This window comes from Streptomyces stoeckheimensis (assembly GCF_045822005.1).
GTDB classification, from domain to species: domain Bacteria; phylum Actinomycetota; class Actinomycetes; order Streptomycetales; family Streptomycetaceae; genus Streptomyces; species Streptomyces stoeckheimensis.
In genome coordinates, this window is record NZ_CP169550.1 from 4,531,756 (window position 1) to 4,555,483 (window position 23,728).

At 69.9% G+C, this 23,728-nt stretch carries 22 protein-coding genes and 2 tRNA genes; 11 read left to right on the forward strand and 13 right to left on the reverse strand.

Features of this window, described 5'->3' with window-relative positions; genetic code table 11:
• Positions 1-14 precede the first annotated feature (14 nt).
• Positions 15-1,046, forward strand: coding sequence for a DMT family transporter (locus ACE1OC_RS20545; protein ID WP_407838236.1), 1,032 nt, complete (start codon positions 15-17; stop codon positions 1,044-1,046).
• Here ACE1OC_RS20545 and ACE1OC_RS20550 read toward each other — a convergent pair.
• Positions 981-1,994: a LuxR C-terminal-related transcriptional regulator gene (locus ACE1OC_RS20550; RefSeq protein ID WP_407838237.1), complete on the reverse strand. Its 1,014-nt coding sequence runs from the start codon at positions 1,992-1,994 to the stop codon at positions 981-983. The two genes, ACE1OC_RS20545 and ACE1OC_RS20550, sit on opposite strands and share 66 nt — an antisense overlap.
• Positions 1,995-2,238: 244 nt before the next feature.
• On the opposite strand from ACE1OC_RS20550, the gene ACE1OC_RS20555 reads away from it, so the two are divergent.
• Together ACE1OC_RS20555 and ACE1OC_RS20560 are read left to right on the forward strand one after the other, a co-directional pair.
• On the forward strand, positions 2,239-2,364 hold the full coding sequence (locus tag ACE1OC_RS20555; protein WP_407838238.1) for a hypothetical protein: 126 nt from the start codon (positions 2,239-2,241) through the stop codon (positions 2,362-2,364).
• Positions 2,365-2,366: 2 nt separating this feature from the next.
• Positions 2,367-3,209: a hypothetical protein gene (locus tag ACE1OC_RS20560; protein WP_407838239.1), complete on the forward strand. Its 843-nt coding sequence runs from the start codon at positions 2,367-2,369 to the stop codon at positions 3,207-3,209.
• 72 nt (positions 3,210-3,281) lie between these two features.
• On the opposite strand, the gene ACE1OC_RS20565 is transcribed toward ACE1OC_RS20560, so the two are convergent.
• Positions 3,282-3,354, reverse strand: a tRNA-Ala gene (locus ACE1OC_RS20565).
• 159 nt (positions 3,355-3,513) lie between these two features.
• Here ACE1OC_RS20565 and ACE1OC_RS20570 point away from each other — a divergent pair.
• Positions 3,514-4,065 carry a helix-turn-helix domain-containing protein gene (locus ACE1OC_RS20570; RefSeq protein WP_243331094.1) on the forward strand — a complete coding sequence of 184 codons (552 nt, stop codon included), beginning with the start codon at positions 3,514-3,516 and terminating at the stop codon, positions 4,063-4,065.
• A gap of 50 nt (positions 4,066-4,115) precedes the next feature.
• Complete coding sequence (locus ACE1OC_RS20575) at positions 4,116-5,351, forward strand: serine/threonine-protein kinase (RefSeq protein ID WP_407838240.1); 1,236 nt, start codon at positions 4,116-4,118, stop codon at positions 5,349-5,351.
• 15 nt (positions 5,352-5,366) lie between these two features.
• On the opposite strand, the gene ACE1OC_RS20580 is transcribed toward ACE1OC_RS20575, so the two are convergent.
• The 11 genes from ACE1OC_RS20580 to dnaA form a co-directional block, all read right to left on the reverse strand.
• Positions 5,367-6,674: a hypothetical protein gene (locus ACE1OC_RS20580; RefSeq protein WP_407838241.1), complete on the reverse strand. Its 1,308-nt coding sequence runs from the start codon at positions 6,672-6,674 to the stop codon at positions 5,367-5,369.
• A 124-nt stretch (positions 6,675-6,798) separates the two neighbouring features.
• Entirely contained in the window at positions 6,799-6,933 is a 135-nt protein-coding gene (locus tag ACE1OC_RS20585; RefSeq protein WP_208809277.1) for a DLW-39 family protein, read from the reverse strand.
• A 156-nt stretch (positions 6,934-7,089) separates the two neighbouring features.
• Positions 7,090-7,163: transfer RNA gene (locus ACE1OC_RS20590), tRNA-Ile, on the reverse strand.
• Positions 7,164-7,270: 107 nt separating this feature from the next.
• Positions 7,271-7,915 (reverse strand): DUF3566 domain-containing protein, encoded by a 645-nt coding sequence (locus ACE1OC_RS20595; RefSeq protein ID WP_407838242.1) that lies wholly within the window; start codon positions 7,913-7,915, stop codon positions 7,271-7,273.
• Positions 7,916-7,917: 2 nt separating this feature from the next.
• Entirely contained in the window at positions 7,918-10,533 is a 2,616-nt protein-coding gene (gene gyrA / locus ACE1OC_RS20600) for a DNA gyrase subunit A (protein ID WP_407838243.1), read from the reverse strand.
• 40 nt (positions 10,534-10,573) lie between these two features.
• Complete coding sequence (gyrB, locus tag ACE1OC_RS20605) at positions 10,574-12,631, reverse strand: DNA topoisomerase (ATP-hydrolyzing) subunit B (RefSeq protein ID WP_382977705.1); 2,058 nt, start codon at positions 12,629-12,631, stop codon at positions 10,574-10,576.
• Positions 12,632-13,035: 404 nt separating this feature from the next.
• Entirely contained in the window at positions 13,036-13,590 is a 555-nt protein-coding gene (locus ACE1OC_RS20610; RefSeq protein ID WP_407838244.1) for a DUF721 domain-containing protein, read from the reverse strand.
• Positions 13,587-14,723, reverse strand: a complete 1,137-nt coding sequence (gene recF, locus ACE1OC_RS20615) for a DNA replication/repair protein RecF (protein WP_407838245.1) — start codon at positions 14,721-14,723, stop codon at positions 13,587-13,589. Before recF ends, ACE1OC_RS20610 begins: the two co-directional genes overlap by 4 nt.
• A gap of 110 nt (positions 14,724-14,833) precedes the next feature.
• On the reverse strand, positions 14,834-15,709 hold the full coding sequence (gene gnd / locus ACE1OC_RS20620; protein ID WP_407838246.1) for a phosphogluconate dehydrogenase (NAD(+)-dependent, decarboxylating): 876 nt from the start codon (positions 15,707-15,709) through the stop codon (positions 14,834-14,836).
• A gap of 297 nt (positions 15,710-16,006) precedes the next feature.
• The gene (dnaN, locus tag ACE1OC_RS20625) at positions 16,007-17,137 is read right to left on the reverse strand and encodes a DNA polymerase III subunit beta (RefSeq protein ID WP_243331110.1); all 1,131 of its coding nucleotides are present in this window, start codon (positions 17,135-17,137) and stop codon (positions 16,007-16,009) included.
• Between the two features lie 879 nt (positions 17,138-18,016).
• Positions 18,017-19,825, reverse strand: coding sequence for a chromosomal replication initiator protein DnaA (dnaA, locus tag ACE1OC_RS20630; protein ID WP_407838247.1), 1,809 nt, complete (start codon positions 19,823-19,825; stop codon positions 18,017-18,019).
• Between the two features lie 360 nt (positions 19,826-20,185).
• On the opposite strand from dnaA, the gene rpmH reads away from it, so the two are divergent.
• The 6 genes from rpmH (at position 20,186) to rsmG (ending at position 23,490) form a co-directional block, all read left to right on the forward strand.
• Positions 20,186-20,323, forward strand: a complete 138-nt coding sequence (rpmH, locus tag ACE1OC_RS20635) for a 50S ribosomal protein L34 (RefSeq protein ID WP_008741645.1) — start codon at positions 20,186-20,188, stop codon at positions 20,321-20,323.
• Between the two features lie 22 nt (positions 20,324-20,345).
• Positions 20,346-20,720 carry a ribonuclease P protein component gene (gene rnpA, locus ACE1OC_RS20640; protein WP_250738642.1) on the forward strand — a complete coding sequence of 125 codons (375 nt, stop codon included), beginning with the start codon at positions 20,346-20,348 and terminating at the stop codon, positions 20,718-20,720.
• Positions 20,717-20,998 carry a membrane protein insertion efficiency factor YidD gene (yidD, locus tag ACE1OC_RS20645; protein WP_076043740.1) on the forward strand — a complete coding sequence of 94 codons (282 nt, stop codon included), beginning with the start codon at positions 20,717-20,719 and terminating at the stop codon, positions 20,996-20,998. The genes rnpA and yidD overlap by 4 nt, the downstream gene beginning before the upstream one ends.
• A gap of 3 nt (positions 20,999-21,001) precedes the next feature.
• The gene (gene yidC / locus ACE1OC_RS20650) at positions 21,002-22,108 is read left to right on the forward strand and encodes a membrane protein insertase YidC (protein WP_407838248.1); all 1,107 of its coding nucleotides are present in this window, start codon (positions 21,002-21,004) and stop codon (positions 22,106-22,108) included.
• Between the two features lie 15 nt (positions 22,109-22,123).
• On the forward strand, positions 22,124-22,633 hold the full coding sequence (locus ACE1OC_RS20655) for a protein jag (RefSeq protein WP_407838249.1): 510 nt from the start codon (positions 22,124-22,126) through the stop codon (positions 22,631-22,633).
• Positions 22,634-22,779: 146 nt separating this feature from the next.
• Positions 22,780-23,490 carry a 16S rRNA (guanine(527)-N(7))-methyltransferase RsmG gene (gene rsmG, locus ACE1OC_RS20660; protein ID WP_407838250.1) on the forward strand — a complete coding sequence of 237 codons (711 nt, stop codon included), beginning with the start codon at positions 22,780-22,782 and terminating at the stop codon, positions 23,488-23,490.
• Positions 23,491-23,728: the final 238 nt, after the last annotated feature.

The window sequence follows — 23,728 nt, forward strand, 5'->3', positions numbered from 1 at the left end:
TAGGAGTAGTCCCGATGACCGCCACCGCCACCGCCCGGGCCCGCCGCGCCTGGCTGACCGATCTGCCCGTACTGCTGGTCGCAGTGGTGTGGGGATCGAGCTACCTGGCCGCCAAGGGCGTCACCACCACCCAGACCGTGCTGGCCGTGCTGGTGCTGCGGTTCGCGGTGGCGCTGCCCGTGCTCGTCATCGCCGGGTGGCGCAAGCTCCGCGCCCTCAGCGGGACGCAGGTGCGCGGCGCGGGCGTCCTCGGGCTGATCCTCGCCGGGATCTTCCTGCTGGAGACCTACGGGGTGGTGCACACCTCGGCGACCAACGCCGGGCTCATCATCAGCCTCACGATGATCTTCACCCCGATCGCGGAGAGCCGGATCCGCGGGACCGCGCTGCCGCGGCCGTTCATGGCGGCGGCCGGGCTGTCGGTGGCGGGCGTCCTGCTGCTGACCCAGGGGGCCGGCTTCACCGCGCCCTCCCTCGGCGACCTGCTGATGCTGGGCGCGGCCCTGGCCCGTACCGTCCACGTCCTCGCGATGTCGCGGATGAAGTCGGTCCGGGGCGCGGACTCGATGTCGATGACCACGCTCCAACTCGGCAGCGCGGTCACGGTGTTCGCCCTGCTGTCCTTCGCTCCGGGCACCGGCGGCACCCCGTGGGCGGCCGCCGCAGCATTCGACGTCTCCGACTGGCTCTGGCTGGTCTACCTGTCCGTGTTCTGCACGCTCTTCGCCTTCTTCACGCAGATGTGGGCCGTCCGCAAGACCTCGCCCTCGCGGGTCAGCCTCCTGCTGGGCACCGAGCCCGTGTGGGCCGCCGTGTTCGGCATCGCACTGGCCGGGGACCGGCCCGGACTGCTCGGCCTGGCGGGCGCGCTGCTGGTCCTCGCGGGCACCGCCTGGGGCCGCACGGCCGCCGCCGGCCCGGCCGGCGAGGCCACGACCGAGGCCACTGCCGAGGCCGTGACCGAGACCGAGGCCACCGCCTCAGTCGTCGAGCCAGCCCAGCCGGACCGCGCACACCCCGGCCTGGAACCGGCTGGCCGCGCCTAGCCGTTCGGTCAGCTCGGAGACGAGACGGCGGACCGTGCGCTCGGACACCCCGAGCTTGCGGGCCATCGTCTCGTCCGTCAGTCCGCCCTCCAGCATCCGCAGCAACTCGCGGTGGCGGCCGGTGGGCTGCCAGCCGCCCTCGCCCTCCGGGGCCGCCGTGCTCGCCGCGGTACCGGCCTCGCCCAGCACGCTGGCGGCCGCCCAGCAGTGCTCGAAGATCCCGCGCAGCACGCCGACCAGCGTCTCCCCGCGCAGCACGACGGCGGCGATGTCCCCGTCCACCGGTTCGGGGGCCGGGACGATGGCCAGGGAGCGGTCCACCACGATCAGCCGCAGGGGCAGCGTGTGCGCGGTGCGCACCTGGGCCCCGGCGGTGTTCAGCCTGCGCAGGTACGCGGTCATGTGCGGCACGGCGGCCGCCGAACCCAGGTGGATGGTACGGATCTGCACCCCGCGGCCGAGCGCCAGCCGGTCCCGCTCCAGGCCCGCTTCGACCATCTCGGCGGGCAGCGCCCGGCCCGGGTGCAGCGAGAGCACCTCGCGCTCGACCCGCTGCGAGGCGTCCTCCAGGGCGGCCGAGACGTTGGCCGCTCCGGTGACTACCTCCATCTGTACGGAGGACAGTTCCCGGGCGTGCACCGGCTGGAAGTCCGTGACGACCTGGGCGAGTGCGGCCCGGGTCTGCTGCACGGCCGAGAGCAGGGCCCCCGTGTGCTGCTCCTCTTCCAGCAGGAGGTTGCGCAGCGCCGTGTCCGGGGCCAGCGCCGTCCAGCCGTTGCGCGTCTCCGGCGAAGGGACGAACAGTCCGAGCCGGTTGAGCAGACGCAGGACGTCCGCGAACTCCGGGTCGGTCCACCCGCGTTCCACGGTGACGAGCTCCGGTCGCCACGACGCGTCGTCCAATGCGATCCGGTACAGCTCCTGGGCCTTGGCCCGTACGTCGTCCACACCGCCCCCTCGGCTTGACGAACCATCCCCCGCGGTTCGCACCCGCGATCCTAAGAAGGGGTCCGCATCACGGCCAGCGGGGTCCGGCATACGGACATCCGCAGAGGTGGGAACGGCTGCCGCAGCGCCCGCCGTGTCCGCCCCTGGCCATGGCCGGTCCCGGAACTTCGCATCCGTAGCCACCGCCGAAGCACCCGCAGCATGCTGGTCCCACACCACAGCACACATCTTCCGGGGGTTCTCCATGTCTCGTGTCCGCACCGTTCTGCTCGCCGTGATCGCCGCCGCCTTCGTCCTCGGCGGGGCCCCCGCGGCCCTCGCCGCGCCGCAGCCGACGGCTGCCGCGACCGACTCCTTCATCTGGGGCTGACCATGACGAGGCGACCGGAAGTAGCGGTCGTCGCCCCGCTGACCGGCCCCCGGGCCGCCTGGGGGGCGGCGCTCCTCGGAGGGATCGAGCGGGCGAGGACCGAGCACCCCGCGGCGGCCGACTGGCGCGTGCACGACGAGACCGCGGGGGTCGAGGACGACGTCGTGGCCGGGGGTTACGCGGCGGTGGTCGGACACAGCGACCCGGCCCGCGGCAAGGCCGTGGCGGCGGCCTACGGGGCGGCGGGGCTGACCTGCCTGCTGCCCTTCCTGCAGCCCGAGGCCACCGCGCTCAGCTGGGCCCCCGACGAGGACTCCCTGCCTCGCTTGATCGTGGAGGGGGCGGCCGCACTGGGGGCGGTCTCCCTCTCGACGCTGCACGACGGCAGTGCGCAGTGGACGGAACTGGCCCGCCGGGTCGGCGAGGAGGCCGCCGCGGCCGGACTGGCCACGGCCCCGTCCGCGGCGGCCGGCGCGAAGGACGTCCTGGCGGTGCTGGCCCCGCAGGAACTCTGCCTGCGCCTCGCCCGCGCGGTGGCGCCCAGGGGGCCGGTGCTGATCCCCGCCGACTGCGGGCTCGGTACCTTCGGCTCCCTCGACTCGTACGCGGCGGGCCTCGAAGTCTGGGCCGTCCACGCGCACTCCTGCGCGGTGCGCCGGGCCGACAGCGCGGTCACGGCCCTCGCCCGGACCCTCACCGCCTCCCCGGACCTGCGCGGCCCGGCACTGACCGAAGCGGTACGGGCGAACTCGGGCGTCCTGCTGACTCCCCGGGGCGCACCCCTGGGCGAAGGCTGGCGCATCTCCCGCCTGCACGAACTGTGCCGCCGGCCCGGCCCCCGCTGACCACGCGGAGCCGGGCACGAAAAAACCCTGCCTGACCGGCGTTTCCGCTGGTCAGGCAGGGTTTTCTCATTGTGGAGCCTAGGAGATTCGAACTCCTGACATCTGCCTTGCAAAGGCAGCGCTCTACCAACTGAGCTAAGGCCCCGTACGCGGGCACGGCCGTCCTCCGGGAGGGATTGACCGTTCCGTAGGACAGAGTACCGGGTGTACCCCCTCATCCCGCAAAATGATAGGGACTCCCGCCCCGCGACCACTCTCCGTAAGATGCTCGCGAGGTTCGCACCAGCGAAGGGGAGTAGTAAGAGTGGACGCAGTACAGCAAGAGGCGACCGCCAGAGCCAGGGAACTCCAGCGGAGTTGGTACGGGGAGCCGCTCGGCGCGCTCTTCCGCCGGCTCATAGATGACCTCGGTTTGAACCAGGCCCGCCTCGCTGCCGTCCTCGGGCTGTCGGCTCCGATGCTGTCCCAGCTGATGAGCGGTCAGCGGGCCAAGATCGGAAACCCCGCCGTGGTTCAGCGGGTTCAGGCTCTCCAGGACCTCGCCGGCCAGGTGGCCGACGGGAGCGTCAGCGCGGGAGAGGCGACCGACCGCATGGACGAGATCAAGAAGACCCAGGGAGGTTCCGTCCTCAGCAACAGCACCAGCCAGGCCGCCACCGGTTCCGGCGCACCCACCGTCAAGCGCGTCGTGCGCGAGATCCAGTCGCTGCTGCGCTCGGTCTCGGCGGCGGGCGACATCATCGACGCGGCGGACACCCTCGCCCCGACCCACCCGGAACTGGCAGAGTTTCTCAGGGTGTACGGAGCGGGCCGCACGTCCGACGCCGTCGCGCACTACGAGGCGCACCAGAACTGACACGCCACGCAGGCAACGGACACAGCTGACGACGGGGGACGGGCGCAGCAATGGGTGAGATCTTCGCCGGCCGGTACGAACTGATCGACCCGATCGGACGTGGCGGCGCCGGCGCCGTATGGCGTGCCTGGGACCACCGGCGCCGCCGGTACGTCGCAGCGAAGGTCCTCCTGCAGAGCGATGCCCACACCCTGCTGCGGTTCGTCCGCGAACAGGCGCTGCGGATCGATCACCCGCACGTACTGGCCCCGGCCAGTTGGGCGGCGGACGACGACAAGGTCCTCTTCACCATGGACCTCGTCGCCGGCGGCTCCCTCGCCCATGTGATCGGGGACTACGGGGCCCTGCCGCCCCGGTTCGTGTGCACGCTGCTCGACCAGCTCCTGTCGGGGCTGGCGGCGGTGCATGCGGAGGGTGTCGTGCACCGCGACATCAAACCGGCCAACATCCTGATGGAGGCCACTGGAACCGGGCGGCCGCACCTGCGGCTGTCCGACTTCGGCATCGCCATGCGCAAGGGCGAGCCCCGGCTGACCGAGACCGCCTACGTGGTCGGCACGCCGGGCTATCTCGCCCCCGAACAACTCCTCGGCTCCGAACCCGACTTCACCGCCGACCTGTTCGCCGTCGGACTGGTCGGCCTCTACCTGCTCCAGGGCGCCAAGCCCGACTCCCAGGCCCTCGTGGAGCAGTTCTTCACCCACGGCACCCCCGATGCCCCGGAGGGCGTTCCCGCGCCGCTGTGGGACGTCCTGGCCGCGCTGCTCCAGCCGGACCCCCGGAGCAGGTTCCAGACGGCCACCGGGGCGCGCAGGGCCCTCGCCGAGGCCGTGGAACTGCTGCCGCCGCCCGGCCCGGACGGCGATCCGGTCGAGGTGTTCGACCAACTGGGCCCGGTGCCGCCCGATTTCACGCCCCGGTCCCTCCAGGAAGCCGCGTACGAGACTCCCCCGACGGCTCCGTCCTCCGCGCCCTCCGCACCCGCGCAGCCCTCCGGTGCCCCCACTCCCGTCACCGCTCCCCTCGGGGTCTTCGGCCCTTCGGAGACGGGCAGCTTCCACCTCCCGCCACCGCTGGCCGCCGCCGCCCCGACGCCGCGTCCCCAGCAGCCCCAGCAGACCACGCCGACGGCCCCGCATCCGTACCGGCAGCCCACGCCTCCCGACGCGCCCGCCGTACCCCGTACGACCGCGCTCGCGCCCCCGCCCGCGAAGGTCACCGCCGGGATCCTGCTCGCCGCCGTGCTGTGCTTCGCCGTCGGGATCTGGGCCCTGACCCAGGTCTAGGGAGCGGGGGACCCCCTACGGGGTGCGCCGCCGGGCCAGCAGGATCCAGCCGCCCAGCACGAGCAGCAGCAGCGTCCCCGTGCCGAAGCCGGAGCCCGCGACCACCCGCATCACCGACCGGTTCGCGGCGGCGGCGTCGGCCTCCACGGCCGTGCTGCCCTCCTTGGCCGCGGTACGGTCCTGGGCCGCCACCCCGAACCCGGCGGCCGCGAGGTCCTCCGCGTAGGCCGGAGCCTTGCCCGGCGTGCCGATGACCTCCATGCGCAGGGTCAGCGGGACGGGCACCGCGTCCTGGGTGAACTCCGCGACCTTCCCGGCCATGGTGACCGCGACGTAGTACCAGCCCGCCACCCGGACCGCCCCGACCTTCCGGTCGGAGGAGAAGCGGTTCTCGTACGCCACCGGCGGTGTCCGCGGCAGGGTGAGCCCCGCCTGCTTCCCGTCGTACGTGGCGTCCTTGTCGTCGACCAGGGACCGGTACGGGCTGTACAGCGAGACGGTGAGCCCCGACGGGGCGTACCCGGAGTCCTTCGTCAGCTTGCCGGCGGAGAGTTCGGCCGCGAGCCCGAGCTGCTGCCCCCAGTCGAGCGGCACCCGGTAGAAGCGGGTCTGGCCGGGCCGCAGCTCGTCGCTCCAGACCCCGGTGTCGAGCGCCCGCGCGTCGTTGAAGCCCGTCCCGCCGGGGCGCTGCGCCGGATCGCTGCCCGGCAGGGTCGGCGAGGCCGAGGGCCAGACGCTGGGGGCCGCGGTGGGCGCGTTCCCGCCGCCGAGCTCCGGCTCGCGCTGGACCCTCAGCTCCAGGGGCCACTGCGCCTGCTCCCCGTCCTTGCCCGCCTCGCGCGTGACCTTGACGTAGTAGGTGGCGGCCCCCTGGCAGTCGGCGTCCTCCTGCCGCACCCGGGCTCCCACGGCGCTGAGGGGGACGGGGTCGTAGCCGAAGGCCGCCCGCCCCGGGCTGCCCGGGCAGGAGCGGTTCTCGGCGTTCAGGACCTCCACCTCGAGGCCGTCGGTGTAGCTCACCTTGGCGCTTCCGGGGGGCTGGAGCACGGCGGAGACGTACACGCTCGAACTGTCGTCGAGGCTGATCCGGTAGTAGCGCTCCCCCGGCGCGATCGCGTCCTTGTAGACCGACCCCGCCTTCAGCTGCGGGGCGCCGGCCGTGGAGGGCTTGCCCACCACCGCCTCCGCGCCGTCCGCGCCCCGGTAGGACGGCACCGGCTGCGGGGTCCCCGCCGCGCCCGCGGCCCCCGGCAGGGCCGCGACCAGCCCGAGGGCGGCCAGCGTCGTCACCGTGGCCGTCCGTACCCGACGTACCCCACCCATCACGCGCACCCACCCCGAGTTTGCCAACGCAAGCAGCTTCTTTGCATACCGCAACAATTCGTCACAGAGCAGCACAAAGCCCCGACCGCAGCGGCAGTCGGGGCTCTGGGATCAACCTCGGGTCTCACACACCGGAACCAGAAGGCACGGAGTCGGTTGCCTCCGTCCACAGGTCCTGCTCTGCGCGGTCCGCCTGGATCTGGCGGTACACGAGGAGCCCGCCGATGGCGGCCAGTGCGACCAGGAGCAGCTTCTTCACCGCGCGACCTCGTCTTTCGTTGACGTAGGGGACTTCTGGCGCCCAACAATACACACCGACCGATATCCGATCGGCGGCCTTTCGGCTGACGCAGCCCCACCAACTGGCCCAACGACAAAGACCCCCAGGCCATGGGCCTGGGGGTCTTCGACACTGTGGGGCTAACAGGATTTGAACCTGTGGCCTCATCCTTATCAGGGATGCGCTCTAACCAACTGAGCTATAGCCCCATCCGCGCTGCGCGCTGACTTCTGAAGGTTAGCGCACAGACCCGGTGACTCCAAAATCGGTTCCCGTGACCCGTCTGCGCAGGTCACCAGCCCCGTCTTCGGAAGCTCTACTCGTCCTCGGCGAGCGTCAGCTCCACACCGCCGACGAAGCCCGCCGACAGGTTGTAGATGAACGCGCCCAGGGTCGCCAGCGCCGTCATGAGCACCACGTCGATGACCGAGATCACCGTCGTGAAGATCAGAACGCGCGGCAGCGACAGGAAGGTCTGGAGGTCGAAGCCGTTGCTCTCGTTCGAGCCGGTCGCCTCACTGATCGTGCCGCCGACGCTGGAGAAGATGCCCATGGCGTCCATGACCATCCACAGCACCACCGCGGCGACGATCGTGCACACGCCCAGCGCGATCGACAGCAGGAAGCTGACCTTCATCACCGACCACGGGTCGGCCTTGGCCACCCGCAGCCGCGCCTTGCGCGTCCTGGGTGCCATACGGGCCCCCGTGCGCGGCTTGCGCTGCGCACCGGGGTCGCCCGCCCCCCGTGGCGCCGCGGGGCTCTGGGGCACCGCGTACGCCTGCGGCGGGTGGTAGGGCTGCTGAGGGGCGGCCCCCGCCTGAGTCTGATGCGACTGAGGCGATTGAGGCGGCTGCGGTCCTCGGGTGTCCGTCACGGTTCCCCCCTGCGAGTCCGCGGCGGGGCCACGGGCACCGTTCGCTCCAGTGTGGGCCGGTCCGGCGCCCGTGGCTCCGCTCACGCTTACTCCTCGTGCTCCCCAGCCGAGGGCTCCGTGCCCCCGGCAGCCTCGGCGGCCTGTCCTTCGACGGCCGCCTCGGTCCCGATCTCGTTCTCGCTGTCGTCGACCTCGTCAGTTTCCTGACCGGCCTCCGCGTTGCGGGCGATGCCGACGACGGCATCCCGCTTGCCCAGGTTGATCAGCTGGACGCCCATGGTGTCACGGCCGGTCTCCCGTACTTCGTTGACGCGCGTACGAATCACACCACCGCTGAGCGTGATGGCGAGGATTTCGTCCGTTTCGTCCACCACCAGCGCCCCGACGAGCGACCCGCGGTCCTCCACGATCTTCGCCGCCTTGATGCCCAGACCGCCACGGCCCTGGACGCGGTACTCGTCCACCGGCGTCCGCTTGGCGTAGCCGCCGTCGGTCGCGGTGAAGACGAACGTACCGGGCCGGACCACGCTCATGGAAAGCAGTTCGTCCCCTCCGCGGAAACTCATGCCCTTCACGCCCGAGGTGGCGCGGCCCATCGGGCGCAGCGCGTCGTCGGTCGCCGTGAAGCGGATCGACTGCGCCTTCTTGCTGATGAGCAGCAGGTCGTCCTCGGCGGACACCAGCTCGGCGCCGATCAGCTCGTCGTCGCTGCCGTCCTCGGTCTCCCGGAGGTTGATGGCGATGACGCCACCCGAACGGGGCGAGTCGTAGTCCTTGAGCGCCGTCTTCTTCACCAGGCCGCCCTTGGTGGCCAGGATCAGGTACGGGGCGGCCTCGTAGTCGCGGATCGCGAGGATCTGGGCGATCTTCTCGTCCGGCTGGAAGGCCAGCAGGTTCGCCACGTGCTGCCCGCGGGCGTCACGGCCGGCGTCCGGGAGCTCGTACGCCTTGGAGCGGTAGACCCGGCCCTTGTTCGTGAAGAACAGCAGCCAGTGGTGCGTGGTGGACACGAAGAAGTGGTCGACGAGGTCGTCCTGCTTCAGCTTCGTGCCGCGCACGCCCTTGCCGCCGCGCTTCTGCGAGCGGTAGTCCTCGGTCTTGGTGCGCTTGACGTACCCGCCGTGGGTGATCGTGACGACGATGTCCTCTTCGGCGATCAGGTCCTCCATGGACATGTCGCCGTCGAAAGGCACGAGCTTGGAACGCCGGTCGTCGCCGAACTTCTCGACGATCGCGGCCAGTTCCTCGCTGACGATCTGACGCTGGCGCTCCTCGGAGGCCAGGATCGCGTTGTACTCGTTGATCTTGGCCTGGAGCTCGTCGTGCTCGGCGACGATCTTCTGCCGCTCCAGGGCCGCCAGGCGGCGGAGCTGCATCTCCAGGATCGCGTTCGCCTGGATCTCGTCGATCGACAGCAGGCCCATCAGGCCCTCGCGGGCGATCTCGACCGTGTTGCTGCGCCGGATCAGCGCGATGACCTCGTCGATCGCGTCCAGCGCCTTGAGCAGACCGCGCAGGATGTGGGCGCGCTCCTCCGCCTTGCGCAGGCGGAACCTCGTGCGCCGGACGATGACCTCGATCTGGTGCGTCACCCAGTGGCGGATGAAGGCGTCGATCGACAGCGTGCGCGGCACGCCGTCCACCAGCGCCAGCATGTTCGCGCCGAAGTTCGTCTGCAGGTCGGTGTGCTTGTAGAGGTTGTTCAGCACGACCTTGGCGACGGCGTCGCGCTTGAGGACGATCACCAGGCGCTGGCCGGTCCGGGACGAGGTCTCGTCGCGGACGTCGGCGATGCCGCCGACCTTGCCGTCCTTCACCAGGTCGGCGATCTTCTGCGCCAGGTTGTCGGGGTTGGTCTGGTACGGAAGCTCCGTGACCACCAGGCACTGGCGGTTCTGGATCTCCTCGACCTCGACCACCGCGCGCATCGTGATGGAGCCGCGACCGGTCCGGTACGCCTCCTCGATGCCCTTGCGGCCCACGACCAGGGCGCCCGAGGGGAAGTCCGGGCCCTTGATCCGCTCGATGAGCGCGTCCTGGAGCTCCTCGTGCGAGGCCTCCGGGTGCTCCAGCGCCCACTGGGCGCCGGCCGCGACCTCGCGCAGGTTGTGCGGCGGGATGTTGGTGGCCATGCCGACCGCGATGCCCGCGGAGCCGTTGATCAGCAGGTTCGGGAACCGCGCCGGCAGGACGGTGGGCTCCTGGTTGCGGCCGTCGTAGTTGTCCGTGAAGTCGACGGTCTCCTCGTCGATGTCCCGGAGCATCTCCATGGCCAGCGGCATGAGCTTGCACTCGGTGTAACGCATGGCGGCCGCCGGGTCGTTGCCCGGGGAGCCGAAGTTGCCGTTGGAGTCCACGAGCGGCATGCGCAGCGACCACGGCTGGGCCAGGCGGACCAGGGCGTCGTAGATCGAGGAGTCGCCGTGCGGGTGGTACGTGCCCATGACGTCGCCGACGACGCGGGCGCACTTGTAGAAGCCCTTCTCGGGCCGGTAGCCGCCGTCGTACATCGCGTACAGCACGCGCCGGTGGACCGGCTTGAGGCCGTCCCGTACGTCGGGCAGCGCGCGGGAGACGATGACGGACATCGCGTAGTCGAGGTAGGAGCGCTGCATCTCCGTCTCGAGCCCGACGGGCTCGATGCGTACGACGGGCTGCTCCTCCGCGGATTCCGCGGCGGTGGGGGTGGTTTCGTCGGCCATTGCTGGTCAGAAGTCCTTTCGAGCGGTCAGCTGAGCCGACTCAGATGTCGAGGAAGCGAACGTCCTTGGCGTTGCGCTGGATGAAGGAGCGCCGGGCTTCGACGTCCTCACCCATCAGCACCGAGAACAGGTCGTCGGCCTGCGCGGCGTCGTCCAGGGTGACCTGGCCGAGCACGCGGTGGTCCACGTCCATCGTGGTGATGCGCAGTTCCTCGGCGTTCATCTCGCCCAGACCCTTGAAGCGCTGGATCGAGTCTTCCTTGATCCGCTTGCCGTTCTGCTTGCCGAGCTCGACCAGGGCGTCGCGCTCGCGGTCCGAGTACGCGTACTCGAAGTCGTCGCGGCCCCACTTGATCTTGTACAGCGGCGGACGCGACAGGTACACGTGCCCGGCCTCGACCAGCGGCCGCATGAAGCGGAACAGGAAGGTCAGCAGCAGGGTGTTGATGTGCTGGCCGTCGACGTCGGCGTCGGCCATCAGGATGATCTTGTGATAGCGGAGCTTCTCGATGTCGAAGTCCTCGTGCACACCCGTGCCGAAGGCGCTGATCAGCGCCTGGACCTCGGTGTTCTGGAGGATCTTGTCGATACGGGCCTTCTCGACGTTCAGGATCTTGCCGCGGATCGGCAGGATGGCCTGGTACATCGGGTTGCGGCCGGACTTGGCGGAGCCGCCGGCCGAGTCGCCCTCGACGATGAAGATCTCGCACTTGGTCGGGTCGTTGGACTGGCAGTCCGAGAGCTTGCCCGGCAGCGAGGCGCTCTCCAGCAGACCCTTGCGACGCGTCAGGTCACGGGCCTTGCGGGCCGCGACGCGCGCCGTGGCCGCCTGGATCGACTTGCGGATGATGTCCGCGGCCTCGTTCGGGTTCCGGTCGAACCAGTCGTTGAGGTGCTCGTGCACGACCTTCTGCACGAAGGTCTTGGCCTCCGTGTTGCCCAGCTTGGTCTTCGTCTGGCCCTCGAACTGCGGCTCGCCCAGCTTCACCGAGATGATCGCCGTCAGACCCTCGCGGATGTCCTCGCCGGCGAGGTTGTCGTCCTTCTCGCGGAGGAACTTCTTCTCGCGCGCGTAGCGGTTGACCAGGCCGGTCATCGCCGCGCGGAAGCCCTCTTCGTGGGTTCCGCCCTCGTGCGTGTGGATCGTGTTCGCGAAGGAGTAGACGCCCTCGGTGTACTGCGAGTTCCACTGCATCGCGATCTCGACCGAGAGCATGCGCTCCTTGTCCTCGGCCTCGACGTCGATGACGGTCGGGTGGATCAGCTCGCCCTTGCGCGCGTTCAGGTACTTCACGAAGTCGACGATGCCGCCCTCGTAGTGGTACTTGACCGTGCGCGCCTGCTGGTCGTCGGTCTCCTCGGCGGTGTCCGCGCCCATCGTGGCCTTCGCCGACTCGCGCTCGTCCGTCAGCGAGAGGGTCAGGCCCTTGTTGAGGAAGGCCATCTCCTGGAAGCGGCGCGAGAGCGTCTCGAAGGAGTACTCGGTGGTCTCGAAGATGTCGCCGTCGGCCCAGAAGGTGACCGAGGTGCCCGTCTCGGACGTCTCCTCGTTCTTCAGCAGGGCCGCCGTCGGGACACCGAGCTTGTAGTCCTGGGTCCAGCGGTGTCCGTCGGTCTTGACCTCGACCGCGACCTTGGTCGACAGGGCGTTCACGACGGAGACGCCGACGCCGTGCAGACCGCCGGAGACGGCGTAGCCGCCACCGCCGAACTTGCCGCCCGCGTGCAGGACCGTCAGCACGACCTCGACGGCCGGCTTCCCCTCGGACGGCACGATGCCGACCGGGATACCGCGGCCGTTGTCGACCACGCGCACGCCGCCGTCGGCGAGGATCGTCACGTCGATGGTGTCCGCGTGCCCGGCCAGGGCCTCGTCGACCGAGTTGTCGACCACCTCGTAGACGAGGTGGTGGAGCCCGCGCTCACCGGTCGAGCCGATGTACATGCCGGGCCGCTTGCGGACCGCGTCCAAGCCCTCGAGGACCTGGATGGCACTGGCGTCGTACGAGGAAGTGACCTCGCCGTTCTGGCCGACTGTGGACTGGTTGTCGTTGGGGTTGCCGGAATCGGCCACGAAGCGCCCTTTCTGGCACAGCACAGGCCGTACTCCGGGCCGGCATGCATGCAAGCGGGAGCGGCTGCGTCGATCTGCGTTGTCAGCGGTGGTCAGCTTTACTCGACTGGATCCCGCGCATGCGCGGGATTCTCGTTCAGTCTACCGGTATCACCCCCATGAATGGGCGTTTGCCGGTACCTGAGTCCGCATGTGCCGCCCGGAAACTCCTCTCTCCGACTCCCCATATCCAGGGAGGGGCTCAAAGAGGCTCACACGGGCATTGAGCGCTTCGGGCTGTCAACCTCCGGCTACCGTGAGGGACACCACCCGCACAGCCGTCCGTACGGGTGACCGCCCGATCCCTACTCACCCGTACGGGTGCCCGCGCCGGCGGGCATGCGAAGCCGCCCGCACGCGGTCGGACCGCGCCGGGTCGGCTCCCTTGCTCACCCGTAGGTGTCCCCCGGGCCGGTGCTCCCCGGCGCCCGCCAGGGCCCGTACCGCTTCGGCCCGCCGCCCGGCCCGTGGACCTTGATCAGCCGGACGGTGCCCTGCCCCAGGTCCGCGTTGAGCCGCGCCACCAGCTGCGGGGCCAGCAGCTTCAGCTGCGCCGCCCACGCCGAGGAATCGCAGCGCACCACCAGCTCGCGGTCCTCGTACCGGTCCGGCACGCAGTGCGTGGCGATGTCCTGCCCGACGATCTCCGGCCAGCGCTCCATCACGCCCGCCACCGCCATCGGCATCTCCCAGCCGCGCTCCGTGCGCAGCCGGTCCAGCGCCGCCATCAGCGGCATCGGGTCCCGGCCGTCCGCCCGGGCACCCGAGCGCAGGCCCGGCTGGTAGCGGCCCTTCTTGTTCTGCGCCGCGTTGCCGCGGGCCCGCGCCTGCTCGCGCGCCGCCGCCAGCGCCTGGCGCGCCAGGTCCACGCCGGAGGGTTCGGCCGCCTTGCGCGGCGGGTCCTGCCGGGGGGTCTGCGGGGGCTCCTGTTCCTTGCCGCTCACAGCCGGGTCACCTCCCCGCCGGACACCGCGAACCGGGTCCCGACCAGCACCCCGGGCACGTCGTCGTCCACCGCCGCCGTCACCAGCACCTGCTCTCCGGGCGCCACCAGCTCCGCCAGCCGCTCCCGGCGCCGTGCGTCCAGCTCCGCGAACACGTCGTCGAGGATCAGCACCGGCTCGCTGCCCTCCGAGCGCAGCAGCTCGTAGGAGGCCAGCCGCAGGGCCAGCGCGTAGGACCAGGACTCGCCGTGGCTCGCGTACCCCTTGGCCGGCAGCTCGCCGAGGCGCAGCACCACGTCGTCGCGGTGCGGGCCCACCAGGGTCACCCCGCGCTCGATCTCCTGCTTGCGCACCTCGGCCAGCGAGCCGAGGAGCACCTCGTACAGGGCCTCGCGGGTGCGCGCCTCGCCGCTGTCCACCTGCTCGCCCGCGGAGGACTTGTAGGCCACGGCGAGCGGGCCGCCGCCGGGCGCGAGCTGCTCGTACGCCTTGTCCGCCAGCGGCAGCAGGGTCGCGATCAGGTCGAGCCGGTGGGCCAGCAGTTCCGCGCCCGTGCGCGCCAGGTGCTGGTCCCACACGTCGAGCGTGGACAGGTCCAGGGAGCGGCCGCCGTGCCGGCGGGCCATCGCCGCCGACTTCAGCAGGGTGTTGCGCTGCTTGAGCACCCGCTCGTAGTCCGAGCGGACGGCCGCCATGCGCGGCGAGCGGGCCGTGACGAGCTCGTCGAGGAACCGGCGCCGCTCCCCGGGGTCGCCCTTGACCAGCGCCAGGTCCTCGGGGGCGAACAGCACCGTGCGCACGATGCCCAGCACGTCCCGCGGCCTGACCTGCGAGGACCTGTTGATCCGGGCCCGGTTGGCGCGGCCCGGGTTCAGCTCCAGCTCCACGAGCTGCTGCCGCTCGCCCTGGGTGACCGCGGCCCGGATGACGGCGCGCTCGGCGCCCATCCGTACGAGCGGGGCGTCCGCGGAGACGCGGTGGCTGCCGAGGGTCGCGAGGTATCCGATCGCCTCGACGAGGTTGGTCTTGCCCTGCCCGTTGGGGCCGACGAAAGCGGTGACGCCCGGGTCGAGGGGAACCTCGGCCCGGGCGTACGAGCGGAAGTCGGCCAACGAGAGATGCGAAACGTGCATGTGGCGCCGACCTCCCCCGGCTTCCTGCTGCTCTGCCGTGCTCCGCTCCACAGGCTGTGCACATCCGGAGTGCGGCCTGTGGACTTGTGGACCTGTGGAGCGGTTGTGGATTACTTCTTCTCGACCGCGTGGCCGCCGAACTGGTTGCGCAGCGCGGCGATCATCTTCATCTGCGGGGAGTCGTCCTGGCGGGACGCGAAGCGCGCGAAGAGCGAGGCCGTGATCGCGGGCAGCGGCACGGCATTGTCGATCGCGGCCTCGACCGTCCAGCGGCCCTCGCCGGAGTCCTGCGCGAAGCCGCGCAGCTGCTGCAGGTGCTCGTCCTCGTCCAGCGCGTTCACGGCCAGGTCCAGCAGCCAGGAACGGATGACCGTGCCCTCCTGCCAGGACCGGAACACCTCGCGGACGTCGGTGACCGAGTCGACCTTCTCCAGGAGCTCCCAGCCCTCGGCGTAGGCCTGCATCATGGCGTACTCGATGCCGTTGTGGACCATCTTCGCGAAGTGGCCGGCACCGATCTTGCCCGCGTGCACGGAGCCGAACTCGCCCTCGGGCTTGAGGGCGTCGAAGATCGGCTGGACGGCCGCGACGTGCTCCTTGTCGCCGCCGTACATCAGCGCGTAGCCGTTCTCCAGGCCCCAGACGCCGCCCGAGACTCCGCAGTCGACGAAGCCGATGCCCTTGGCGGCCAGTTCGGCGCCGTGCTTCTCGTCGTCGGTCCAGCGGGAGTTGCCGCCGTCGACGACGATGTCGCCGGGCGAGAGCAGGCCGGCGAGCTCGTCCACGGTGGACTGGGTCGCCGCGCCGGCCGGGACCATCACCCACACCACGCGGGGGGCCTGCAGGCTGTCCACAAGTTCCGACAGGCTGTGGACATCGGCGAGGTCCGGGTTGCGGTCGTATCCGATGACGGTGTGGCCGGCGCGGCGGATGCGCTCGCGCATGTTGCCGCCCATCTTGCCGAGACCGACGAGACCAAGCTCCATCAGGTGGTTCCTTAAGCGTTGTGGCCGTCTGTGCCGGGGTGCTCCCCTGCCCGGGGACATCCCCCCGTGCCGAGCCTACGCCGGGCCGCGGCGCCCGGCCCCACGGGCACTCCGGGTGTCGGCGCCGAGGCACCGCGCGGGCCGCGCCCGAGGCTCCGTACGGGCTCCTGCAGGACCGCCCCGGGGCCCCTGTGGGGCTTCTACGGGGCTTCGCCGGCGGGAGGCGGAACGCCCTCGGGCCCGGTCCCGCGGGAAGCGGGGCCGGGCCCGAGGGGCTTGCCGCGTCGTTTCCCGGTCTCAGCCGGAGAGGCGGACCGGCATGATCAGGTACTTGTACGCCTCGTCGGCCTCGGCGTCGACCGCCGGGCGGCCGCTGAGCAGCGCCGGCTTGGTGGACGTGGTGAAGCTCAGCTGCGCGGCCGGCGAGTCGATCGCGCTCAGGCCGTCCAGCAGGAAGGTCGGGTTGAAGGCGATCGAGATGTCGTCGCCCTCCAGCTTCGCGTCGACGCGCTCCACAGCCTGTGCGTCGTCGGAGGAGCCGGCCTCAAGGATCAGCACGCCCTGCTCGAAGCTGAGGCGGACCGGGGTGTTGCGCTCGGCGACGAGGGCCACGCGCTTGACGGCCTCGACGAACGGGGCGGTCTCGATCACGGCGACCGAGTTGAACTCCGTCGGGAACAGCGTGCGGTACTTCGGCAGGTCGCCCTCGAGGAGGCGGGTGGTGGTGCGGCGGCCGGCGCCCTCGAAGCCGATGAGGCCCTCGCCCTGGCCGGAGCCCGACAGCGCGATGGTGACCGTGTCGCCGCTGGTGAGCGACTTGGCGGTGTCCAGGAGGGTCTTGGCGGGCACCAGGGCCACGGCCGAGGCCTCGGGGTCCTCGGGCTTCCACAGGAACTCGCGGACCGCGAAGCGGTAGCGGTCGGTGGAGGCCAGGGTGACCTTGTCGCCCTCGATCTCGATGCGGACACCGGTCAGCACGGGCAGCGTGTCGTCGCGGCCCGCGGCGATGGCGACCTGGGCGGCGGCGGAGGCGAAGACCTCGCCGGGCACGGTGCCGGTCGCGGTGGGCATCGTCGGCAGGGCCGGGTATTCCTCCACAGGCAGGGTGTGGAGTGTGAATCGCGAGGAGCCGCAGACCACGGTCGCCCGTACACCGTCTGTGGAAATCTCCACCGGGCGGTTGGGGAGGGCGCGGCAGATGTCGGCGAGCAGTCGGCCGGAGACCAGGACGGTGCCGTCCTCCTCGACGTCCGCCTCGACGGAGACGCGGGCCGAGACCTCGTAGTCGAAGCCGGAGAGGGACAGCTTGCCCTCCTCGGCCTTCAGCAGCAGGCCCGCGAGAACGGGCACCGGCGGCCGGGCCGGGAGGCTACGAGCAGCCCAGGCCACCGCCTCCGCGAGTACGTCGCGCTCCACCCGGATCTTCACCGGAAACCGCCTCCTGCTGTTGCTCGCTCGTCTGCCGGCCTTCGTCGTCGGCTCGTCGATGCCTCGACCGATGCCGGGGACCAGTCTGACGTACGGCGCCGACAGTCGTCGCTGCCGGCGGTCAAGTCGGGAGCGAGGTGTCGGGGAGGGCGATCCACGGAGTTGTGCACAGGACCCGCTTGAAAACCGAAACCGGGCTAACTCTCTATGGGGGTAGTAGTAGGGCCTGTGGAAACGGTGGATAACAGTGTTTTTGCAGGTCAGCCCGCGTTTTTTATGCACACACCCTGTGGGCGACACCGGTGGACAACCAGGCGCCTCTGTGGAGAACGAAAACTTCTGCACAGGCCATCCCCAGATGACCCCGACTACTCCACAGGTGTGTCCCCAGGTTTTCCCGAGTACTCCACAACCCAAACGTCGACTTCGGTGTGACCGCTTTCACTCGGGGCGGTGACGGGGGCCTCCTGGTTGCCGAACAGTGGACAACGGTGTGGGGAAGTCGTCTGATCCTGTGCACAGGACCCGGGAAGCTGTGGACCACCGGTGGACAACCCGGTGGACGGACCTGTGGATGAATATTTCGTCCACAGCCTGTGGATAGTCGTTGCGCACAAATCCACAGGGGCCTGACCAGCCCTGATGGTGCCTCACACCTGGGCCCTGTGGACAGTTTTGTGGGCGGCGCGGCCCGTCCCCAGGGTGTGGACGGAAGAAAGTCGCCCAATCTGTGGATGAGTTGCCTCCGAGGGGGCGTATTCGAACAGGTTGGAGGCGCACGCACGAAGAAGGGCGCCCCCGAAGTGACCCGGGAGCGCCCTCTCACAGCGTTTGAAGGGGCCTCGCAGGCACCCGTACGGCACGTACACAGAGCCGGCGTCAGCCGTTCTTGATGCGGTTGGTGAGCTCGGTTACCTGGTTGTAGATGGAGCGGCGTTCCGCCATCAGGGCGCGGATCTTGCGGTCCGCGTGCATGACGGTGGTGTGGTCGCGGCCGCCGAACTGTGCCCCGATCTTGGGCAGCGAGAGGTCCGTGAGCTCCCGGCACAGGTACATGGCGATCTGCCGGGCGGTGACCAGTACGCGGCTGCGCGAGGAGCCGCACAGGTCGTCCACGGTCAGCCCGAAGTAGTCGGCGGTGGCGGCCATGATGTCCGTCGCCGTGATCTCGGGCGCGCTGTCCTCGCCGCCGGGGATCAGGTTCTTCAGTACGTCCTCGGTCAGGCCCAGGTCCACCGGCTGCCGGTTCAGGCTCGCGAAGGCCGTGACCCGGATCAGCGCCCCCTCCAGCTCGCGGATGTTGCGCGAGATGCGGGAGGCGATGAACTCCAGCACCTCCGGCGGGGCATTGAGCTGCTCCTGAACGGCCTTCTTGCGCAGGATCGCGATGCGGGTCTCCAGCTCGGGCGGCTGGACGTCGGTGATCAGACCCCACTCGAAGCGGTTGCGGAGCCGGTCCTCCAGGGTGACGAGCTGCTTGGGCGGCCGGTCGGAGGAGAGCACGATCTGCTTGTTGGCGTTGTGGAGCGTGTTGAAGGTGTGGAAGAACTCCTCCTGCGTCGACTCCTTGCTCGCGAGGAACTGGATGTCGTCGACGAGCAGGATGTCCATCTCGCGGTAGCGCTTGCGGAACGCGTCGCCCTTGCCGTCGCGGATCGAGTTGATGAACTCGTTGGTGAACTCCTCGGAGCTCACGTACCGCACCCGGGTGCCGGGGTAGAGGCTCCGCGCGTAGTGCCCGATGGCGTGCAGCAGGTGCGTCTTGCCGAGGCCCGACTCTCCATAGATGAAGAGCGGGTTGTACGCCTTCGCCGGCGCCTCGGCGACGGCCACCGCGGCGGCGTGCGCGAAGCGGTTGGAGGCGCCGATGACGAAGGTGTCGAAGAGGTACTTGGGGTTCAGCCGGGCGGTCGGCTCCAGCGGTCCCGAGGTGGAACCGCCGGACGGCGCCGAGGGCGCGGGCCGGCTGGGCGCCGGGCGCGGGGCGGACTGCTCGTACTGCTGCTGCTCGTACTGACGGGAGGACCGCTGCTGCTGACCGTCGTACTGCTGCTGCTCGTACTTCTGCTGTTCGTAGGAGCCCTGGTCGTAGGAGGAGGGCTCGGACTGCTGCATGTAGCCCGGCTGCGGGGAGGCGTACGGGTCGCGCTCGGGGAAGCCGCCGAGGCGGGGCTGCTGCCAGCCGTAGTCGTCCTGCTGGCCGCCGCGGGGCCAGGCACCGGGCTCGGAGCGCTGCTGCTGGTAGTCCGGGTAGGCGGGGCGGGCGTTGGGGAGCTGGTCGTCGGCGGGGCCGGTGTGGCCGCCGGGGCCCGTGTGACCCATGGGACCGGTGTGCCCGCCGGGGCGCTGGCCGCCGTACGGTTCGTAGCCGTCGCGGGAGGAAGAAGCGGACGGGGCCGGGGGCGAGGGTTCGCCGGCGGAGTCGTCGACCGTGATGGCGATCCGGATGGGGCGGCCGCACTCGCGGCTGAGGGCGTCGCTGATGAGCGGAGCGAGCCGGCCCTCGAGGATCCGCTTGCCGTATTCATTGGGGACGGCGAGCAGCGCGGTGTCCGCCACCAGGGCCAGGGGCTGACAGCGCTCGACCCACTGCTTGTCCTTGGGCTCGATGCTGTTCTGTCCCTCCCCGAGGAGCCCTTCGAGCACCCTTGGCCACACTGCGGCAAGATCGGCAGGTACGTCAGCCACAGAGCACGCTCTCTCAGAGGGGGGTCCCACGAATGTGTGGTTCTTTGGGACGGTCGGGACAAAAAAACCAGGGTCAGGCAACGGTAGTCAGGCCAGCGGGTACGGTTCAAGTCGTTGTCCACAGCCTGTGCACAGTGTGGGGCACCGTCGGCTCGGTTTGACCGGATGGCGTAGCCGCGCGTACCGTAACGAGGTCGAGTTGTCGATGGCTGCTGCCGCCTGCCTACCGATGGGCGAAGATCACTGGTTGTGATCGTTTTGCGGTGCCACTCGGGCGAACACGCGAGTTTTCTCCTCGTGGGCGCACGGTGACAGCCAGGCGATGTCCCGCCTAAACGATTTATTCTCTGGAGCCCCCGAGTGAGCAAGCGCACCTTCCAGCCGAACAACCGCCGTCGTGCCAAGACCCACGGCTTCCGCCTGCGGATGCGTACCCGTGCCGGTCGCGCGATTCTCGCGAACCGTCGTGGCAAGGGCCGCGCCGCCCTCTCCGCGTAACTGACGGGCGGATCGTGACGTCGTGCTGTCTCCCGAAAATCGGCTGAGGCGGCGCGAGGACTTCGCGAGCGCGGTACGTCGAGGTCGTCGGGCTGGTCGCCCGCTCCTCGTCGTCCACCTACGTACAAGCGGTGCAACGGACCCGCACGAGCCGGGGGAGATCGATCCCTCGACGCGTGCGGGTTTCGTCGTCAGCAAGGCTGTCGGCATCGCCGTCGTACGCAACCGGGTCAAGCGCCGTTTGCGCCATCTCGTCCGCGAGCGGCTGTCCCAGCTGCCCGAAGGTAGCCTGATGGTGGTACGGGCTCTGCCCGGAGCGGGTGATGCCGGTCTCGACGAGCTGGCCCGGGACCTCGATGCCGCACTGCTGCGGCTCTTGGGAGGCGTGGCTCGATGAAGTACCCGCTGCTCGCATTGATCAAGCTGTACCAGTGGACGATCAGTCCGCTGCTCGGGCCGGTGTGCCGCTACTACCCCTCGTGTTCGCACTACGGGTACACGGCCATCGACCGGCATGGTGCGGTGAAGGGGACGGCTCTGACCGCCTGGCGGATCCTGCGGTGCAATCCGTGGTCCCCGGGTGGCGTGGATCACGTCCCACCCCGGAAACGCCCGCGTTGGCACGAGCAGCTGCGCAGTGCGTTGCGTAGATCTCGCAATGCTCAAGGAGCTTGATTAGTGGACACGATTGCCAGTTGGTTCACCTTTATCACCACGCCCGTCTCGTGGATCATCGTTCAGTTCCACAAGCTGTACGGTGCGATGTTCGGCGCGGACAGTGGCTGGGCCTGGGGCCTGTCCATCGTCTCCTTGGTGGTCTTGATCCGTATCTGCCTGATCCCGCTCTTCGTGAAGCAGATCAAGGCGACGCGCGGCATGCAGGCGATCCAGCCGAAGATGAAGGCGATCCAGGAGCGCTACAAGAACGACAAGCAGCGCCAGTCCGAAGAGATGATGAAGCTGTACAAGGAGACGGGTACCAACCCGCTCTCCTCGTGCCTTCCCATCCTGGCGCAGTCCCCGTTCTTCTTCGCGCTCTACCACGTGCTCGCCTCCATCGCCAACGGCACGCCGATCGGCAAGATCGACGGCCCGCTGCTGGAGAGCGCGCGTAACGCGCACATCTTCGGTGCCCCGCTGGCGTCCAAGTTCACGGACAGCGCGGACAAGGTCGCCGCTCTGGGTGCCGACATCACCGACGTGCGGATCGTCACCGCGGTCATGATCGTGATGATGTCGCTGTCGCAGTTCTACACGCAGCGCCAGCTGATGCAGAAGAACGTCGACCTCTCGGTCAAGACGCCGTTCATGCAGCAGCAGAAGATGCTGATGTACGTCTTCCCCGTGATCTTCGCGGTCATGGGCATCAACTTCCCCGTCGGTGTCCTCGTCTACTGGCTGACCACGAACCTGTGGACCATGGGTCAGCAGATGTTCGTGATCAACCGGAACCCCACCCCGGGCAGCCTGGCCCAGGACCAGTACCTGACGCGCCTGCTGAAGCAGATCACCTCGCATGGCGAGCTCAAGAGCCGGGGCAAGAAGAAGATCGTCGCGGCGATCGTGGCCAAGGGCCCGGACCGCAACGACAACGAGCGCAAGTTCATCACCGGTCTGACCAAGCAGGGCCTGGCCGCGCAGGCGGACGGCTCCGTGGCGAAGAGCGTCGAGGCGACGGTCGACTCCGATGCGGCCGGCGGTGGTACCCCGAAGCGGCAGCAGCCCAAGCGGCAGTCGAAGTCGCAGCGCCAGACGCCCCCCAGCAAGCCCTCTCCCAAGAAGTAAGAAGGAGTCCCTCCCGTGACGGAAGGCACCACCACCGCCGCCGCTGAGAGTGGCGACACCCTGACCCGCCTCGAGCAGGAGGGTGAGATCGCGGCCGACTACCTTGAGGGTCTGCTGGACATCGCCGACCTGGACGGCGACATCGACATGGACGTCGAGGCCGACCGCGCCTCTGTCTCCATCGTCAGCGACTCCGCGCGCGACCTGCAGAAGCTCGTGGGCCGCGACGGCGAGGTGCTGGAGGCTCTGCAGGAGCTGACCCGCCTCGCCGTGCACCGCGAGACCGGGGACCGCAGCCGGCTGATGCTGGACATCGGTGGCTTCCGGGCGAAGAAGCGCGAGGAGCTGTCGGCGCTCGGCGCCAAGGCCGCGGAGGACGTGAAGACGTCCGGCGAGCCCTTGAAGCTGGACCCGATGACCCCCTTCGAGCGGAAGGTCGTCCACGACGCCGTGGCCGCCGCCGGTCTGCGGAGCGAGTCCGAGGGCGAGGAGCCGCAGCGCTTCGTCGTCGTACTTCCGGCCTGACCGGAAGCTTGAGTGTCCGGCCCCGTCTGTCTCGCAGGCGGGGCCGATCTTTGTCAGCCTGGCAGTGACGGCAGTGATGCCGTGGGTTCACAACCATGCGGTACGGAAGGACGGTCCCCGTGACGGAGGCAGCTGAGCTTCCCCCGATGCCCGAAGAAGCGCCCCAGGCACCTGAAGAGGCGCGTGCGGTGTTCGGCGAGCATTTCCCGGAAGCTGTGCGGTACGCGGAGCTGCTGGCGGACGCGGGTGTCAAGCGGGGCCTGATCGGGCCGCGCGAGGTGCCGCGGCTCTGGGAGAGGCACCTGCTGAACTGTGCCGTGCTCTCGGAAGTGGTGCCCGAGGGCGTCACCGTGTGCGACGTGGGTTCGGGCGCCGGCCTCCCCGGCATTCCGCTGGCCCTGGTCCGCAGGGACCTGAAGATCACGTTGCTGGAGCCGCTGCTGCGCCGCACGAACTTCCTCCAGGAGGTCGTGGAGCTGCTGGGGCTCGACCACGTGACGGTGGTGCGCGGGCGGGCCGAGGAAGTCCTCGGCAAGCTCCAGCCGGTGCACGTGGTGACGGCGCGCGCGGTGGCTCCGCTGGACCGGCTCGCCGGATGGGGCGTACCCCTGCTGCGCCCGTACGGCGAGATGCTGGCGCTGAAGGGCGACACCGCCGACGAGGAACTGGTGGCGGCGAAGGCCGCGCTGACCAAGCTCGGTGTGGTGAAGACCTCGGTGCTGCACGTGGGCGAGGGGATCGTGGACCCGCTCTCCACCGTGGTGCGGGTCGAGGTCGGGGAAAGCCCCGGCGGGGTGCGGTTCGCGGCGAAGCGGGCCAAGGCCGCCCGGACCAGCCGGACGCGACGGCGGCGCTGAGCCGCGTTGTGGGGCGTGTTGCGCCCTATAGGTATGGATTTCGGAGTGTCGTAGCGGCCGGATGACTCCGTCCGGGCATCGTGTTTCACGTGAAACGTCGCTCTCTGCTGCACGGAATCATCAGCCGCGGTCGTGCGGCTACGTCCCCCCGTCTCCGCAAGGGCGAAGGGGGGACGGAGTTGTCCACATCGGTGGATTCATCCACAGGAGTACGGGCCCCGCTGGTTCGCGACCCCGG